Source organism: Amycolatopsis sp. FBCC-B4732 (genome assembly GCF_023008405.1).
GTDB lineage: Bacteria > Actinomycetota > Actinomycetes > Mycobacteriales > Pseudonocardiaceae > Amycolatopsis > Amycolatopsis pretoriensis_A.
Map to the genome: position 1 here is coordinate 2,057,833 of NZ_CP095376.1, position 14,934 is coordinate 2,072,766.

General features: G+C 71.6%; 15 protein-coding genes and 1 pseudogene. 9 read left to right on the forward strand and 7 right to left on the reverse strand.

Going from position 1 to position 14,934, the window contains the following annotated elements; genetic code table 11:
• Positions 1–137: 137 nt before the first annotated feature.
• Genes MUY14_RS08815 through MUY14_RS08825 form a run of 3 tightly spaced genes read left to right on the forward strand, consistent with a single transcriptional unit; the run spans position 138 to position 3,639 of the window.
• The gene (locus MUY14_RS08815) at positions 138–659 is read left to right on the forward strand and encodes a PadR family transcriptional regulator (protein ID WP_247022366.1); all 522 of its coding nucleotides are present in this window, start codon (positions 138–140) and stop codon (positions 657–659) included.
• A complete protein-coding gene (locus tag MUY14_RS08820) occupies positions 659–1,348 on the forward strand; it encodes an ABC transporter ATP-binding protein (RefSeq protein WP_247022368.1) in 690 nt (229 codons plus the stop codon). Before MUY14_RS08815 ends, MUY14_RS08820 begins: the two co-directional genes overlap by 1 nt.
• Positions 1,348–3,639 carry an FtsX-like permease family protein gene (locus MUY14_RS08825; protein WP_247025087.1) on the forward strand — a complete coding sequence of 764 codons (2,292 nt, stop codon included), beginning with the start codon at positions 1,348–1,350 and terminating at the stop codon, positions 3,637–3,639. The genes MUY14_RS08820 and MUY14_RS08825 overlap by 1 nt, the downstream gene beginning before the upstream one ends.
• 126 nt (positions 3,640–3,765) lie before the next feature.
• Here the strand turns inward: MUY14_RS08825 and MUY14_RS08830 are convergent, their stop codons facing one another.
• Positions 3,766–4,530 carry an SDR family oxidoreductase gene (locus tag MUY14_RS08830; protein WP_247022369.1) on the reverse strand — a complete coding sequence of 255 codons (765 nt, stop codon included), beginning with the start codon at positions 4,528–4,530 and terminating at the stop codon, positions 3,766–3,768.
• Positions 4,531–4,629: 99 nt separating this feature from the next.
• On the opposite strand from MUY14_RS08830, the pseudogene MUY14_RS08835 reads away from it, so the two are divergent.
• Positions 4,630–5,485 (forward strand): annotated as a pseudogene (locus MUY14_RS08835) (helix-turn-helix transcriptional regulator).
• A 273-nt stretch (positions 5,486–5,758) separates the two neighbouring features.
• Here MUY14_RS08835 and MUY14_RS08840 read toward each other — a convergent pair.
• The gene (locus MUY14_RS08840; protein ID WP_247022370.1) at positions 5,759–5,911 is read right to left on the reverse strand and encodes a hypothetical protein; all 153 of its coding nucleotides are present in this window, start codon (positions 5,909–5,911) and stop codon (positions 5,759–5,761) included.
• Between the two features lie 34 nt (positions 5,912–5,945).
• Entirely contained in the window at positions 5,946–6,914 is a 969-nt protein-coding gene (locus MUY14_RS08845; protein WP_247022371.1) for an NAD(P)-dependent alcohol dehydrogenase, read from the reverse strand.
• Positions 6,915–6,980: 66 nt separating this feature from the next.
• On the opposite strand from MUY14_RS08845, the gene MUY14_RS08850 reads away from it, so the two are divergent.
• Positions 6,981–7,637, forward strand: coding sequence for a TetR/AcrR family transcriptional regulator (locus tag MUY14_RS08850; RefSeq protein WP_247022372.1), 657 nt, complete (start codon positions 6,981–6,983; stop codon positions 7,635–7,637).
• Between the two features lie 136 nt (positions 7,638–7,773).
• Here the strand turns inward: MUY14_RS08850 and MUY14_RS08855 are convergent, their stop codons facing one another.
• Positions 7,774–8,523, reverse strand: a complete 750-nt coding sequence (locus tag MUY14_RS08855) for an SDR family NAD(P)-dependent oxidoreductase (RefSeq protein WP_247022373.1) — start codon at positions 8,521–8,523, stop codon at positions 7,774–7,776.
• A gap of 92 nt (positions 8,524–8,615) precedes the next feature.
• On the opposite strand from MUY14_RS08855, the gene MUY14_RS08860 reads away from it, so the two are divergent.
• On the forward strand, positions 8,616–9,215 hold the full coding sequence (locus tag MUY14_RS08860) for a TetR/AcrR family transcriptional regulator (RefSeq protein ID WP_247022374.1): 600 nt from the start codon (positions 8,616–8,618) through the stop codon (positions 9,213–9,215).
• A gap of 94 nt (positions 9,216–9,309) precedes the next feature.
• On the opposite strand, the gene MUY14_RS08865 is transcribed toward MUY14_RS08860, so the two are convergent.
• Positions 9,310–10,236: an NADP-dependent oxidoreductase gene (locus tag MUY14_RS08865; protein ID WP_247022375.1), complete on the reverse strand. Its 927-nt coding sequence runs from the start codon at positions 10,234–10,236 to the stop codon at positions 9,310–9,312.
• A gap of 279 nt (positions 10,237–10,515) precedes the next feature.
• Here MUY14_RS08865 and MUY14_RS08870 point away from each other — a divergent pair, with 279 nt between their 5' ends.
• Positions 10,516–11,244 carry an AraC family transcriptional regulator gene (locus tag MUY14_RS08870; protein ID WP_396126843.1) on the forward strand — a complete coding sequence of 243 codons (729 nt, stop codon included), beginning with the start codon at positions 10,516–10,518 and terminating at the stop codon, positions 11,242–11,244.
• A 59-nt stretch (positions 11,245–11,303) separates the two neighbouring features.
• Here MUY14_RS08870 and MUY14_RS08875 read toward each other — a convergent pair whose 3' ends face one another.
• Together MUY14_RS08875 and MUY14_RS08880 are read right to left on the reverse strand one after the other, a co-directional pair.
• Positions 11,304–12,356, reverse strand: coding sequence for a sodium:calcium antiporter (locus MUY14_RS08875; RefSeq protein ID WP_247022377.1), 1,053 nt, complete (start codon positions 12,354–12,356; stop codon positions 11,304–11,306).
• 557 nt (positions 12,357–12,913) lie between these two features.
• Entirely contained in the window at positions 12,914–13,102 is a 189-nt protein-coding gene (locus tag MUY14_RS08880) for a hypothetical protein (protein ID WP_247022378.1), read from the reverse strand.
• 216 nt (positions 13,103–13,318) lie between these two features.
• Here MUY14_RS08880 and MUY14_RS08885 point away from each other — a divergent pair, with 216 nt between their 5' ends.
• Both MUY14_RS08885 and MUY14_RS08890 read left to right on the forward strand, forming a co-directional pair.
• Positions 13,319–13,873 carry an RNA polymerase sigma factor gene (locus tag MUY14_RS08885; RefSeq protein ID WP_247022379.1) on the forward strand — a complete coding sequence of 185 codons (555 nt, stop codon included), beginning with the start codon at positions 13,319–13,321 and terminating at the stop codon, positions 13,871–13,873.
• Positions 13,874–13,883: 10 nt separating this feature from the next.
• The gene (locus tag MUY14_RS08890) at positions 13,884–14,930 is read left to right on the forward strand and encodes a hypothetical protein (RefSeq protein WP_247022380.1); all 1,047 of its coding nucleotides are present in this window, start codon (positions 13,884–13,886) and stop codon (positions 14,928–14,930) included.
• Positions 14,931–14,934: the final 4 nt, after the last annotated feature.

Genomic DNA, 14,934 nt, shown 5'->3' on the forward strand with positions numbered 1-14,934 from the left:
ACGACAACTCCACCCGCTGGTCGCAAAGCTGCCCTCTACCTGCGCGTTTGGGGTACACAGCGTGTGTATACACGACGTGTATACGCATGAGGTATAGTGATCTCTGCCCAGGGAGATCCGGGCGAGGAGGGGAGTAAATGTCGGTCTCGCACACCTTGCTCGCGTTGCTCGAATCGGGCCCGCGGCACGGCTACGACCTGAAGCGGGCGTACGACGAGCAGTTCGGGCAGGACCGCCCGCTTGCTTACGGCCAGGTCTATTCGACGTTGTCCCGGCTGCTGCGCAACGGCATGGTCGAGGTGGCGGGCGTCGAAAGCGGCGAAGGGCCGGAGCGGAAGCGCTACACGATCACCGACGCGGGGGTCACCGACGTCGAGACGTGGTTGCGGACTCCGGAGAACCCGCAACCGTACCTGCAGAACACGCTCTACACGAAGGTGGTGCTCGCGTTGCTGTCCGGCCGCAGCGCGACCGACGTGCTCGACGTGCAGCGCAGCGAGCACCTGAACGTGATGCGTTCGCTGACCAAACGCAAGAACGAGGGCGATCTCGCCGATCAGCTGATCTGCGACCACGCGCTCTTCCACCTCGAGGCGGACCTGCGGTGGCTGGAGCTCACCGCCGCGCGCCTCGGCGAACTCGAGAAGGCGGTGCGCTGATGACCACGCCCGGAACGCCGTTGCTCGCCGGCAACGGACTGCACAAGTCGTTCGGCCGCACACAGGCGCTCGACGGGGCGGCGCTGTCCGTCTCGGCCGGGGAAGTGCTCGCGATCATGGGCGCGTCCGGGTCCGGCAAGTCGACGTTGCTGCACTGTCTCGCCGGCATCCTCCGGCCGGACGCGGGAACCGTCGGCTACGGCGGCGCCGACCTCGTCGCGATGGACGACAAGGCACGAAGTGCGCTGCGGCGCACCGAGTTCGGCTTCGTGTTCCAGTTCGGCCAGCTCGTGCCGGAGCTGTCCTGTTTGGAGAACGTCGCGCTTCCGCTGCGGCTCACGGGCAGCAGGCGGAAGCAGGCCGAGGCGAAGGCAGCCGAATGGCTTGCGCGGCTGGAGGTCGACGGACTGGCGAAGCGCCGTCCCGGCGACGTGTCCGGCGGGCAGGCGCAGCGGGTCGCGGTGGCGCGGGCGCTGGTGACCGGGCCGAAGGTGGTCTTCGCGGACGAGCCGACCGGCGCGCTCGACTCGCTCAACGGCGAGAAGGTCATGCAGATGCTCACGACCGCGGCGCGGGAAACGCACGCCGCGGTGGTGCTGGTGACCCACGAGCCGCGGGTCGCGGCTTACTCGGACCGGGAGGTCACGGTGCGGGACGGGCAGACGGTCGACCGGGAGCTGGTCGCGTGATGCGGGATCTGGCGCTGGGGCTCCGGCTGGCCGTCGGGGGCGGCCGGATGTCCGGCGCGGCGCTGCTGCGCCTCGCGATGACCGCGTTCGGGATCGCGCTCGCGGTCGCCGTGCTGCTGCCCGCCGCGGCGGTCCAGCACCTGACCGGTGCGCAGGCGGAACGCAAGGCGGCGATCACGCAGGTCACCGAGCCCCGCGCGGGCGTCGCTCCGCTGCTGACCTACAACTGGTACCCGTCGGTCGGCGACGACTTCGTGAAGGTCACCGCGGTCGCGGCGACCGGACCCGGCTCGCCGGTGCCGCCGGGACTGACCCGGCTGCCCGCGCCGGGCGAGCTCGTCGTGTCGCCGGAGCTCGCGGCGAGGCTGGCCGCACCGGGCGGCGGTTCGCTGCAGGCGCAGCTGCCGGGGCGGGTGGTCGGCCAGATCTCGCGGGAAGGCGTTTCCGGCGCGGGTGATCTGGCCGCGTTCTCCGGGGTGCCGGCCGCGCAGATCGAGGCCGAAGGCGCGCGCGGCAACAAGGTCTACGCGTTCGGCCGGCCCTACACCGGGCTCGGGCTGTCGGCGGCCATGCTGGCCATCATCCTGCCGGTCGCGGCGGTGTTGCTGCTGCCCTTGCTGATCTTCGTGACCACGGCGTCGCGGATGGGCGCGGCGCAGCGGGAACGCAGGCTCGCCGCGCTGCGGCTGATCGGCCTCGACTCGGGGCAGGTCAAGCGGGTGGCGGCGGCGGAGTCGCTGGTGGGGGCGGTGATCGGGCTCGTGGCCGGGCTCGGGTTCTTCGCCGTGCTGCGCACGTTCGTCGCGGACATCCTGCCGTTCGGCCTGCGGATCTTCCCGGAGGACTTCGTCCCGGACTGGCCGCTGGTCGTGGTGATCGTGCTGCTGGTGCCCGCGCTCGCGGTCGGCTCGGCGATGTTCGGGCTGCGCCGCACGATCGTGGAACCCCTCGGTGTGGTCCGTCAGGGCAAACCGATGCGGCGGAGGATGTGGTGGCGCTGGGCGCTGACCACGACGGGCGTGCTGTTCCTGGCCGCGAGCCTGGCTCTCGGTCGCGGGACCACCGACACGAGCGCCGGGGTGGCGCTCGCGGCGGGCAGCGTGTTCCTGCTGGTCGGCGTGGCGGCCCTGCTTCCGTGGCTGGTCGAGCGGCTGGTGGAGCGGCTGCACGGCGGTCCGCCGTCGTGGCAGCTCGCGATCCGGCGGCTGCAGCTGGACAGCGGCACCGCCAGCCGCGTGGTGTCCGGCCTGGTCGTCGTGCTGGCCGGCACGATCCTGGTCCAGGGCGTGCTCACGTCCCTGTTCGACGGTGCCGAGCAGCAGGTCTCGCCGGCCAGCGTGGCCGCGGCTCCGGTGCGGGTGCAGACCACCACCGCGCACGTGGCCGAGGTCACCGAGCGGGTGGCGTCGGTGGCCGGCGTGAGCGCGGTGCACCCGGCCACGAACATCATGGTGCAGTCCGGGCAGGAGCCGACCTACGGCGTGGTCGGCGATTGCGTCGCGCTCAAGGCGGTGGCCGACATCGGCGGCTGCGCCGACGGCGACGTGTTCTACGTGGTGCCGTCCCGTGGCGGCATCCCTCCGGCCGGAACGGTGCAGATCCGGAGCTTTCAGCGCGGCGGCGAGGTGAACGGTCCGGAGTGGAGGGTCCCGGGCAGCATCAAGGTCGTGCGGTCGGTGACCACGGCCTCGGCGGCGGCGGGGAACTTGTTCGTCACGCCGGGTGCACTCGGCGGGCTCGCGCTGCCGGCCTCGTCGGTCGCGCTGTACGTGTCGGGCGGCGGCGATCCGCAGGCGCTGACCGACAACGTCGCGAGGGCGGTCAACGCGCTCGCGTGGAACGCCACGGTCACCAGAAGCAGCTACCTCGACGATTTCCGCGCCCGTGACCAGCAGATGGCGGAGAACTTCCGTTCGGTGTTGATCACGGCGTCGTTGTTCGTGCTCGCGGTGGCCGCGATGAGCCTGCTGATGCTGTCGGTCGAGCAGATCAGCGAACGGCGGCGGCCGCTCGCGGCGCTGTCCGCGGCCGGCGTGCCGATCGGGGTGCTGGCTCGCGGAGCGCTGTGGCAGACGGCGATCCCGGTCGTGGTCGGCGTGGTGCTGGCGGTCGCGGCGGGGCTGGGGCTGACCGCGCCGATCCTGTCGCTGGCGGACCGGCCGATGATCATCGACGTGCCGGTTCTGCTGGCGCTGGCGGGCGCCACGGTGGCGGCGGTCTTGCTGGTGACCGGGTTGACGATGCCGTTGCTGCGGCAGGTGACCCGGTTGGACACTCTGCGCTCGGAATGAGCCGGTGCGCCGGCTCGGTGCCGGGCTTCGTCTCGAAGGCACCGATTTCGGCAAGGAGAGTCCGAGGTAGAGGGAGCTCCCGCTGGACCGGCTCTTCGAGCTGGAACCCCGTCATCGAACCTGTCCTCAGCTCTGGTCCGGGTCGGTGCCGTTGAGGGCCGCGACGACCTGGTCGTAGTCGCCGCGGGCCTCGCCGTAGCGGAGGAACTTGACTCGCTCGACCTGGATCTCCTTCGTCTCCGGCTGCGTCTCGAGGATGCCCATCACCTCGGCGACGAACTCGTCGAGCGGCATCGCCTGGTCGTTCTCCGCGTGGCCCGGCAGCAGGTCCGTCCGCACCGACGGCGGCACCAGCTCCAGGACGCTCACCGAGGTGTCGGCCAGCTGCAGCCGGAGCGACTCGCTGAGCATGTGGATCGCCGCCTTGGACGCGTTGTAGCTCGGGGTCACCTTGAGCGGGGTGAAGGCCAGTCCCGAGGAGACGGTCACGATGGTGGCGTCCGGCCGGGTCCGCAGGTGCTCGACGAAGGCGGCGATCAGGCGGATCGGGCCGAGCACGTTGGTCGTCACGACGCTTTCGGCCGACTCGAGGAACGTTTCGGGCCGGTGCCAGTCCTCGACGCGCATGACACCGGCCATGGTGACCAGCACGTTCAGCCCGGGGTGGCGGTCGAGTACCTCCTTCGCGGCGGCCGGAACGCTCGCGGCGTCGGCGGTGTCGACCCGGACCGTGTCGACACCGGGGTGCTCGGCGGCGATCCGCTCCAGCAGTTCGGTGCGCCGCCCGCCGACGATCACGGTGTTGCCCCGCTCCCGGAGGGCGAGGGCGAGGGCCAGGCCGATGCCGCTGGTGGCACCGGGGATGAAGATGGTGTTGCCGGAAATGTCCATGCCCCGAGTCTCGGCGTCCCGGCCGCGTGGCGGCAGAGATCGCTCATCGGGGGATCGGCGATCCCTGGTTCGCGCCCGGCGGGGCGGGACACCGGAGTGGTGGATCGAGCGGAACTGGCGGCCTTCCTGCGCCGGCGCAGGGAGCAGTTGCAGCCCGAGGATGTCGGCCTCCTGCCGGGAGCCCGCCGCCGGACGGCCGGGCTGCGCCGGGAGGAGGTCGCGTCGCTGGCCGCGATATCGACGGACTACTACACGCGTCTGGAGCAGCAACGCGGACCGCAGCCGAGCGAACAGCTGCTGGCGGCGCTCGCCCGCGCGCTGCGGCTGACGGACGACGAGCGGAACTACCTGTTCGCGGTGGCCGGCCGCAACGCCCCGTCACCCGCGGCGGCCGCCGCACACGTCGCGCCCGCTCTGCTGCGGGTGCTGGACCGGTTGTCGGACACGCCCGCGTTGATCTTGTCGAACCTCGGCGAGGTCCTGGTGCAGAACCGCCTCGCCGAAGCGCCTCTACGGCGGAAACGCCGACCACACCGGTCTCGCGCGCAGCGAGATCTACCGCTGGTTCACCGACCCCGGCCAACGCCTGATCTACCCGGCACACGACCACGACCGCCAGAGCCGCGCGATGGTGGCGAACCTGCGGGCCGCGCACGGGTCGATGGGCCCGCAGTCACGGGCCGGTGAACTGGTGCGGGCGTTGAGCCGGGAGAGCGCGGAATTCTCGCGGTTGTGGGAACGGCACGAGGTCGCGAAGCGGTTCGAGGACCACAAGGTGCTCGTGCACCCGCAACTGGGGGAGATCGAGGTGGATTGCCAGGCGCTGTTCACCGAGGACCGATCGCAGGCGTTGCTGGTGCTGACCGCGCCGCCGCGCACGGAGGCGTTCGAGAAGCTGCAGCTGCTCGGGGTGGTGGGCCACCAGCGGTTCGAGGACGCCGGCCAGGACCGCTGAGTCCACAGTGGACGTCCCGCTGGGTCTTGCTGTTCGTCGTCGCCCGCCTCGTGGTTCACCCTCGGCTGTGTGCTCGCTGCCGACCGGCACCGCATTTCGAGGGATCCGACGAAGTGGTCTTCGGTCCTGATGACGGCGAGACCGGGGCGTGCGGCCGCGGCGGCGAGGTCGCCCGGCCCATCTCGGGGCCCTGGAATCCGGCCGGCCGCTCGGCGATCCCCCGGGAGACCATGCGTTCGGTGTGGTCCCGGAGCGTGCCGCCCAGCAGATCCGCTACCGACTTTCGCCGACCTCGGGCAGCTGCCACTGGCGGGCGAGCTCGTGCCAGGTGCAGCCGGGGTCGAACACGCCGAGGGAGTCGCTGACCCAAGTCTTCAGCAGGTCGGGCCGGGTCATCGCGACGGAGACGACGGTGCTCCCGCCCACGTCGTGCCCGACCGGATCGGCGGGGCCTTCGACCTCAGCCCTCGACCCGGACGACGTACTTGCCCCGGACGCCGCCCGCCTCGAGAGCGCGGTGCGCGGCCGCCGTTTCGGCCAACGAGAAGACCCGGTCGACTGCCGGGCGGAGGTTTCCTTCGGTCACGTGCCGGGCGAGGTCGTCGAACTCCGGTCGCTTCGGGTTGCCGCTGAACGCGCGTACCCGGCTGCGGCCGTGGATCGCGCTCACCGCCAGGTAGCCCAGCGAGGTGACCGCCCGGGTCAGGTCGAAGGCGATGGTGACCATGCGGCCGCCCGGGGCCAGCAGCCGGCGGAAGCTCGGCAGGTCGGTGCCCACGGTGTCCAGGACGACGTCGAAGCGGCCCAGTTCGGGGAGCCGGGCGGTCCGGTGGTCCAGGGCCGTGGCGGCGCCGAGACCGCGGACGAAGTCGAGGTTGGCCTCGCGCGCCAACGCCGTGACGTCGGCGCCGTACGCGTGCCCGAGCTGGACGGCGGTGTTGCCGACGCCGCCGGCCGCGCCGCGGACGAGGAGCCGTTCGCCAGGGCGCAGCGCGGCCTTGTCGCGCAGCGCGGTCACCGCCGTGGTGGCGACCGGGAGCGCCGCGGCGTGCACCAGGTCCAGGCCGTCGGGCACCGGGCCGAGCCGATCGGACGGCACCGTGACGTACACGGCGGCGCTGCCGAAGCCGGCGGTGCGGCCCAGTACGCCCCAGACGCGGTCGCCGGCCGTGAACGCCCTCGTGCCGGTGCCGAGCGCCGCCACTTCACCGGTGAAGTCCAGCCCGACGCGCTTCGGGAACTCCTGGCCGGTGAGCAGGCGCAGCTTCCCGGAGCGGGCCGCGAGTTCGCCGCCGTTGACGCTGAACGCGCGTACCCGCACCAGCACCTCACCAGGTCCCGGCGCGGGCCGCGGCACCCGGCCGACGTAGAGCACGTCGGGGTCGCCGTAGCGGTCGTAGAGCACTGCTTGCATCGTGCGGTCGGTCATGACGGCGAGCGTAGGGTCGAAAACGGACGAGATCATCCGATACGGTCGAGGTGGGAAACATTGCCCGTGGCACCTTCTCGGATCCCGGTGCGGGACGACCTGCGAGCGGATGCGCGGCGCAACCGGGAACGCATCCTGGCCGCCGCTCGCGCGGTCTTCGCCGAAAGCGGGATCGACGCGCCGATGGCGACGGTGGCCCGGCGCGCCGGCGTGGGGGTCGCGACGCTGTACCGGCGGTTCCCGAACCGCGACGCACTGGTGCGGGCGGCGTTCGCGCGGCAGATGGACACCTGCACGCGGGCTTTCGCCGACGCGCTCGCCGATCACGATCCCTGGCGCGGGTTCCGGCGGCTGGTCGAAGTGGTCTGCGAGCTGCAGCGGGAGGAACGGGGGTTCCCGGCCGCGTTCGTCGCGGCCTTCCCCGACGACGCCGTGGCCCACGCGCGGTTGCGGAGCCAGGCGGACCGGTCGCTCGCGACGCTGGTCCGCCGGGCGCAGGCGGCGGGCGCGTTGCGGGCCGACTTCCACCCCTCCGACCTCGCGGTCGTCTTCGCCGCGCACGGCGGGCTGGTGACCGCGTTGCCCGCCGACGCCGCGGCGTCCCGGCGCCTGGTCGCGTACCTGCTCGAAGCGTTCCGCGCGGACGTGGCGAACGGGCCGCTGCCCGCACCGTCCTCAACGGACTTCCGGCAGGTGGGTCCCGCTGATCGCGCCGCCCGGTAACTGGTCCGGGTGACAGGGCGGCGCGATCAGCGCGGGCGCCGCGACCGGGAGGAGTGACCGCGGCGCGCCCTCGCCGGGGAAGGCAGGGGAGCGCGCCGCAGCCGTTCCGGATCGCGACCGGCCGCCCGGTCCGGGCTCAGATCTGGTTCTCACCGCCGTCGACGTACACGTTGGCGCCCAGCATGAAGCTGCTGTCGGGCGAGGCCAGGAAGGCCACCGCGGCCGCGACCTCCTCGACGCGCCCGAGCCGTCCGATGGCGATCCGGGCCGCTTCGGCCGCCTTGAACGCCGGGGCGTTCTCCTCGCCCACGAGTTCGGTCATCCCGGAGGTGTCGGTCGGGCCCGGAGAGATGGCGTTCACCCGGATCCCGCGGTCCTTCAGCTCGTTCGCCCAGACGCGCGTGAACGTACGCAAGGCCGCCTTGGACGCCGCGTAGGCGCCGAAGCCCGCGGTGCCGCGGTCGGCCGCGGTGGAACTGTTGATGATCACCGAGGCCCCCTCGTTCAGCAGCGGGAGTGCTTTTTGGACGGTGAAGACGGTGCCCTTGACGTTGACGCCGAAGACCTGGTCGAAGTCCTCGGCGGTGATCGTCTCGACGGTGGCGAGCGAGGCGGTGGCCGCGTTGGCGAACAGCACGTCCAAGCCCTGGCCGCGGGCGGCGACCTGCGCGTAGAGGCGGTCCAGGTCGGCCGGGTCCGTGATGTCGCCCGGCACCGCGGTCACGTTCCCGCCGAGTACCTCCACCGCCTCGTCCAGTTCGGTCTTGCGCCGTCCGGTGATGAACACGTGCGCGCCCTCGGCGACCAGCCGGGCGGCGGTGGCCCGGCCGATCCCTCGGGTGCCGCCTCCGGTGACGACCGCGGTCTTGCCTGCCAGCCTCTGCATCTTCGACCTCCGGGTAATTGTGCACCGATCGGTGCCGAAGTCGACCGTAGCAGCTTCTGCACCGATCGGTGCAGAAGCGGTAGGATGCGGTGGTGGACAGGGCGCAGGTGGGGCGGCCGCGGGCGTTCGACGCCGAGGCGGCCGTGCAGAAGGCCATGGTGGTCTTCTGGGAGCAGGGTTACGACGGGGCCAGCCTGACCGAGCTGACCGAGGCCATGGGCATCTCCCGCAAGAGCATGTACGCGGCCTTCGGCAACAAAGAGGACCTCTTTCGCCTGGCGCTGCAGCGCTACACGGAAGGCCCCGGCGCCTACATCGTCGAAGCACTGCAGGCCCCCACCGCCCGGGAGGTGGCGACGTTGTTCCTGCTCGGCTCGGTCCGGGCCACCACGCGACCCGGGTTTCCGGCCGGTTGCCTGGGGGTGCAGGGCGCTTTGGCCGTCGGCGCGACCGGGCAGGTCGCGCACGACACGCTGGCCGCGTGGCGCGCGCTGGGTCAGGACTACTTGCGCGAGCGTTTCAAGCGGGCGGTCGAGGAGGGTGACCTGCCCGCCGACGCCGAGCCGGAGCTGATCGCCCGCTTCGTCATGACGATCGCGAACGGCATGGCCGTGCAGGCGGCGGGCGGCGCGACCCGGGAAGATCTGCGGCGGGTGGCGGAGCTCGCGCTGCGGAACTGGCCGCCGGCCTGAACGAGGTGCTGCGTGCCCGAACCGGCGCCACGGACGAGGACTTATCGGCGCCGAATGCCCACGAACCCCCGGAACGGGTGGCGGTGCCGCGGAATCAGACGGTCAGGACGAGCTTGCCCCGGAGGTGACCGCCGTCGAGCAGCCGGTGCGCGTCGGCGACGCGCTCGAACGGGAACGTCTCCTGCACGTGGACCCGCAGCTTTCCCTCTTCGACGAGGCCGACGAGACGGCGCAGAACCACCGAATCCGGTTCGACCGCGATACCGCTGAAGCGCCGGCCGGCCGCCTCGAACCGGCCTTTGAGCTCCGTGTCCTCCTCGGCGACCGCCGTCACCAGGTGCCCGCCCGGGCGAAGCACGCCGAGCGACCGCGCGACGGTGTCGCCGCCGACCGTGTCGAGCACGATGTCGACGTCGCGGACGGCCTCGGTGAAGTCGACCGCCGTGTAGTCGATCACCTCGTCGGCGCCGAACCCCTCGACGAACTCCCGCTTGCTCCCGCTCGTGGTCGTGATCACGTGCGCGCCGAGCGCTTTCGCGATCTGGATCGCGACGTGGCCGACCCCGCCGCCACCGCCGTGGACCAGGACGCGGTCTCCCTCGGCAACGCCGCCGACGTCGACGAGGCCCTGCCACGCCGTCAGTCCGACGACCGGCAGCGCCGCGGCCTCGACGTGCGACAGCGACGCGGGCTTGCGCGCCAGGTGCAACGCCGGCGCCGACACGACCTCGGCGTACGCGTTGGCTGCCCGGGGGAACAGCGGCATGCCGAACACCTCGTCGCCGGGCCGGAACCGCCACGTCTGCGCCTGCTCGACCACGCCGCTGATGTCCCAGCCGAGGACGAACGGCGGCCGGCCGAGCAGGGGGAACTCGCCGGCCCGCAGGCGCGCTTCGAGCGGGTTCAGCCCGATCGCCTCGACGCGGACGAGAACCTCGGTCGGGATCGCCCGGGGTTCGGGCGCGTCCACGATGGCGAGCACCTCGGGACCGCCGAGGGTGTGCTGGGTGATGACTCGCATGACTCTCCTGGCTTGAGGGGGTGTGAGAACGACGCTAAGTGCCGGCCAGGCGGGCGCGCTGCCAGTTTTGCGCCAGGAAATTGTGGAAACCCGCCAACACTGGCGGGGATCACTATCCTGACGTGACCGGCACGAGAGCCGACCAGCTGACGGCGCTCGTGAAACGCCCTCGACCCCGGGTGGCCGTGACTTGCGAATGCGGGCTGGAGGAAGCCGATGACCGAAGTGGGGCCCGGGCCGGCGTTCCTGGCGATCGACGATGGTCCGGCCTGCGCGCCCATGGCCCACGGCGAGGCCATCCCCGCGCACTTCCACGACTACGGTCAGCTCAGGTACGCCGCCTCCGGAGCACTGGTCACGACGACCTCGGCGGGCACGTGGGCGGCGCCGGCCAACCGGATCATGTGGATGCCGCCGTTCTGCGTGCACAGCAGCCGGTCGTACGGCGAGACCGACGTCCGGATCCTCCAGGTCCCGGCGGCGCTCGCCAAGCAGCTGCCACCCCAGCCGTCGGTGTTCGCGGCCAGTGCGCTGATGCGCGAGGCGTACCTCGCGATGATCAACGACCGCGAACCGAGCGACAGCCCCCGTGCCCGCCTGCTGCTCGAGGTCGTCATCACCGAGCTTGTCCGCGCCCCGCAGGAGTCACTGCGCCTCCCGGAGCCGGACGACGCTCGCCTCAAGGCGGTCACCGACCTGCTGCACGCCGACCCGGCCAGCCCCGCGACGCTGGCCGAACTGGGGCACCGGACCGGCTCGAGCGAGCGGACCCTCAGCCGCCTGTTCGGCAGCGAGCTGTCGATGAGTTTTCAGCAATGGCGGACGCTGCTGCGCATCCAGCGGGCGCTGCTCGAACTCTGCGAAGGCACCTCGGTCACCGACACCGCCATGCGACTCGGCTGGGCGAACCCGGGCAGCTTCATCGGCGCCTTCACCGAACTCGTCGGCCAGACACCCGGCCGCTACCGCTCGGCAGAGCGTGCGGCCCGGCTGGAAGCGGATCGCTGAGGGCACCAGCTGAGTCGTTCCGAGGTTGCTGCCGGCTGCTCAGGACGTTGCGATGGCGATCAAGCCGCCGAGGCCCGCCATGTAGAGCAGCACGACGACGAGGGAGTCGACGCCGACGCCCGCGATGCGGCGGCTGGGGCGGAACAGCAGCCCGGCAGCGTAGACGAGGGTGAGGAGCCCGGCCAGCGCGGTGAGGTAGATGTCGGTGGCGGCGGCGCGCGGGAGGATGGCCTGGCTTGGCCGGAGACCAGGGTGCCGACCAGGAACAGCACCGGCAGGAAGGCGTTGCCGCCGAAGATGTCGCTCACCGCGAGCTGGTAGTCGCCGTTGCGGACCGAGGTCAGCCCGGTGGAGACCTCCGGCAGCGACGTGGCGGCGGCCAGGACGGTCGCCCCGAACAGCACCCCGGACAGTCCGATGTGGTCGGCGATGGCGTCGCCGCCGCGTTCGAGGAACACCCCGGCGACCAGCGTGATCACCGCGGCCGCGCCGAACACCGCGGCGGACTTGGCCGTGCTGGTGCCCTTCCGGGTCGCCTCCTGTTCGACGTGGTGACGGCGGTGGCCGCGGGGACGGTCCTGCCCGTCGGGTGCGTCGCCGGCTTCGTGCCACGGCAGTGACCGGCCGGCCCGCCGCAACAGCAGCAACCCGGTCACCCACAGCACGGTGATCAGGACCGGCGCGGGTGTCAGCCGCCACACGATGAGGGTGGCGGGCAGCTGGGTGCCGGCGATGACGACGGCGAGCACGGCGACGACCAGCGCGGCTTCGAGCACCAGCACGAGCGACGCGGCCCGGTAGGTCAGCGGCCGGTCGCCGCGGACGCCGAACCCGTCCAGCACCACCAGTACGACGGTCTGGATGGCGATGCCGCCGAGGATGTTCCCGACCGCGACTCCGACGTTGCCCGCCGCGGAGGCGGAGACGACGATCGCGATCTCCGGCAGGTTCGTCGCCACGGCGAGCAGGACGAGACCGCCGAGCGCGGAGCCGAGGTGCAGCCGGGTGGCCAGCACGTCGGTCTGGTCGGACAGCCGGATGCCGGCGACCCAGATCGCCGCGGCCGCCGCCGCGAAGATCAGCACCAGCACCGCCAGCGGCAAGGACGACACCCACTGACCTCCGCTTCGTCACCGAGCTCGGCCACCTGCCGGCTCACCGCCGCGAACCCCTCGCGTGCGGTCGTCGAATACCCGCCGAGCGACCGGCCAATCGGAAGACGATCCGGGAATCTGGTGCGGTACCACCGATCCGGGCGGTGAGGGGGAACGAATTCCGGGCGAAACACGCCAAGCGGGACAGGACGGGCACGTGAGCACTGGCGCCGCAGCGGTCGGCCGCGTGCTCGACGAGCTGACTGCCGCCGACGGTGCAACTCCGCGGAGGAGAACGCTCGCGGCGCTGACCCGGACACGAGGATGGCCCGTCCACCGGAGCCTGGCGGACGGGCCATCGCGTGCACGCGGCCGATGCGTCCGGTTCGCCTCTCGGCAAGTGGCGCGACGCGGCTCCAGCCGAACGGAAATCCGCGAGGGCAAACGGGTTGAGCCCGGGGGACACGCGACGCATCGACCAACTCGTTCAACCGGTCAGGACCGGCAGCTATTCCCGTCCAGCCAGGGCTGGTCGGGCGTTCGAGCAGTGCGCTGGAGATCAGGCGGATCGATGATCACCGGGACGGTGACAGGCCGCCGAACACCGCGGCGCCCCAGGCCGCCGGCTGCGGTGCGGGATCGTCGATGACGACGGTGAGAGCGTTGGCGTTGCTGATTTCCGGCGGCAGGTCGTGTGCACACGACAGCGTGATCGGCGTCGTGGCCACGTACAGGGTGAGGTCGCCTTGACCGTGACAGGCCACGCCGGCCCCCTGACCCCTCACTGCCAGAGCCGGCCCACTCTCATGAGCGGCGTTGCTCGAGGGGACCCCTGCCCTGAGAGCAGCTCACCGAGACGCACGCTCCTCGCACACGTCGCCTGACCAGCGATGTTCGTCATGGGGTGACCTAGCCTGAACGCTTTGGGCGGGCGTTGGCAAAGACGGGGTGTCAGGGCGAAGCGAAACCCGGGGAGCTTCATGTCGTCAGACGCGGAACTGATCGGCCGGTCGCTGCGCGGAGACACCGATGCCTTCGTGGAAGTGATCAGCCGGCACGAGACCGCGCTCGGGAACTACCTGGCGCGCAGAGTGGGGCGGCAGGCAGCCGAGGACGTGCTCGCTGAAGTGTGGGTGGCGGCTTACGAGTCCCGCGCGAACTACGACCTTTCGTATCCCGAAGCCAGGCCCTGGTTGTACGGCGTCGCGCTGAACAGGCTGCGCCGGCACTGGCGGTCCTCGCCGGCCGAGGAGCCGGCGTCGGACCTGGCCGGCGTGGCGAGTGACTGGGATCCCTGGCCGGCGGTGGACGCCCGCGTGGACACGCAGGCGCTGCTGAGCAGGGCACTGGCTCGGCTCAAACCGGAAGAGCGGGAAGTGCTGGGCCTGGTCGCCTGGGAAGACCTGACCGTCGCCGAGGCCGGGCGGGTGCTCGACATCCCGGCCGGCACGGCCCGCCGCCTGTTGCACCAGGCGCGCAAGGCGTTGCGTGAAGCCCCCGAAGTGGTCGCGCTGCTTCAAGTCCCGACAACGTGAAAGACAACTCATGGACGAAATGGATCTCATGAAGAAGCTGCGTGACGTGCCGTCCCCCGGTCCCGAGGCCTATGACCGTGCCCGTACGGCACTGCAGACGGCGATGGCGGAACCGGTGGCCACGGTCGTGCGACCGAAGCGCTGGTTCTCCTGGCCCAAGGTCGGCGTCGCCGCCGTGGGCGCGGCAGCCGTCGCGGCGGCCGTGGTGATGGGGACGTCGGGCGGCAGCGTCCCGGCCGGCCCGTCCGGCGCCGCCCCGCAGGCGGCCGAGGCCCCTTTGGCGGTCGAGGCGCCGCTGGTGAAGCTGGCCTCCGCGGTCCAGGCGGCCGGCACGCAGCCAGGAGACGCGTCGCTGATCATCAACACGAAGTTCGGACTGGACGACAAACCGGACCTCTACTACACCCTCTACACCGACAAGGGCCAGCAGTTCACGGGCGACTCGGCGAAGACCCTGGTGGACGCCGTCGCCAAGGGGCACGCCGAGCCTGCGACGCCGTACGACGGGAAGGTGATGGCGGCGGCCCGTCTCGCCGCGAACGGCGACGTCGACCAGGCCAGGATCGCGATGATCACCGCGTCCAACAATGCGCTGGGCGTCGGCTTGAGTCCCGCCGAGGCCGACAAGGCCTGGGCGGCCGCCCAAGCGGAGACCGCGGACATGTTCCGCAAGATGGGCAAGCCGGTTCCCGCCCCCCGGCCGCGTCCGACGGGCAAGGACCTGGAAAACCTCATCGACAACCACCTGTGGAGCAACGCCGAACACGCGCTGTTCGCCAACGCCGCCGACGCGGAGGTCCGCGCGGGCGTGCTGAAGCTGTACGCGACCATCCCGGACATGATCGTCGGCAAGACCAGCGTCGACGGCCAGGCCGCGCTGACCCTCACCGCGCCCCCCGCCATCCTGGCCGGCAGCGCGGACGTCCTCATCATCAACGCCGACAACGGCTTGCCGATCCGTGAGGAGATCACCTCGGCGGAATCGTCCGAGCGCTACGTGGTGAACTACAAGTCCTCCCGCGTAACCCTCGCCGACGTGGCCGCTGGCAAGATCTGATCCT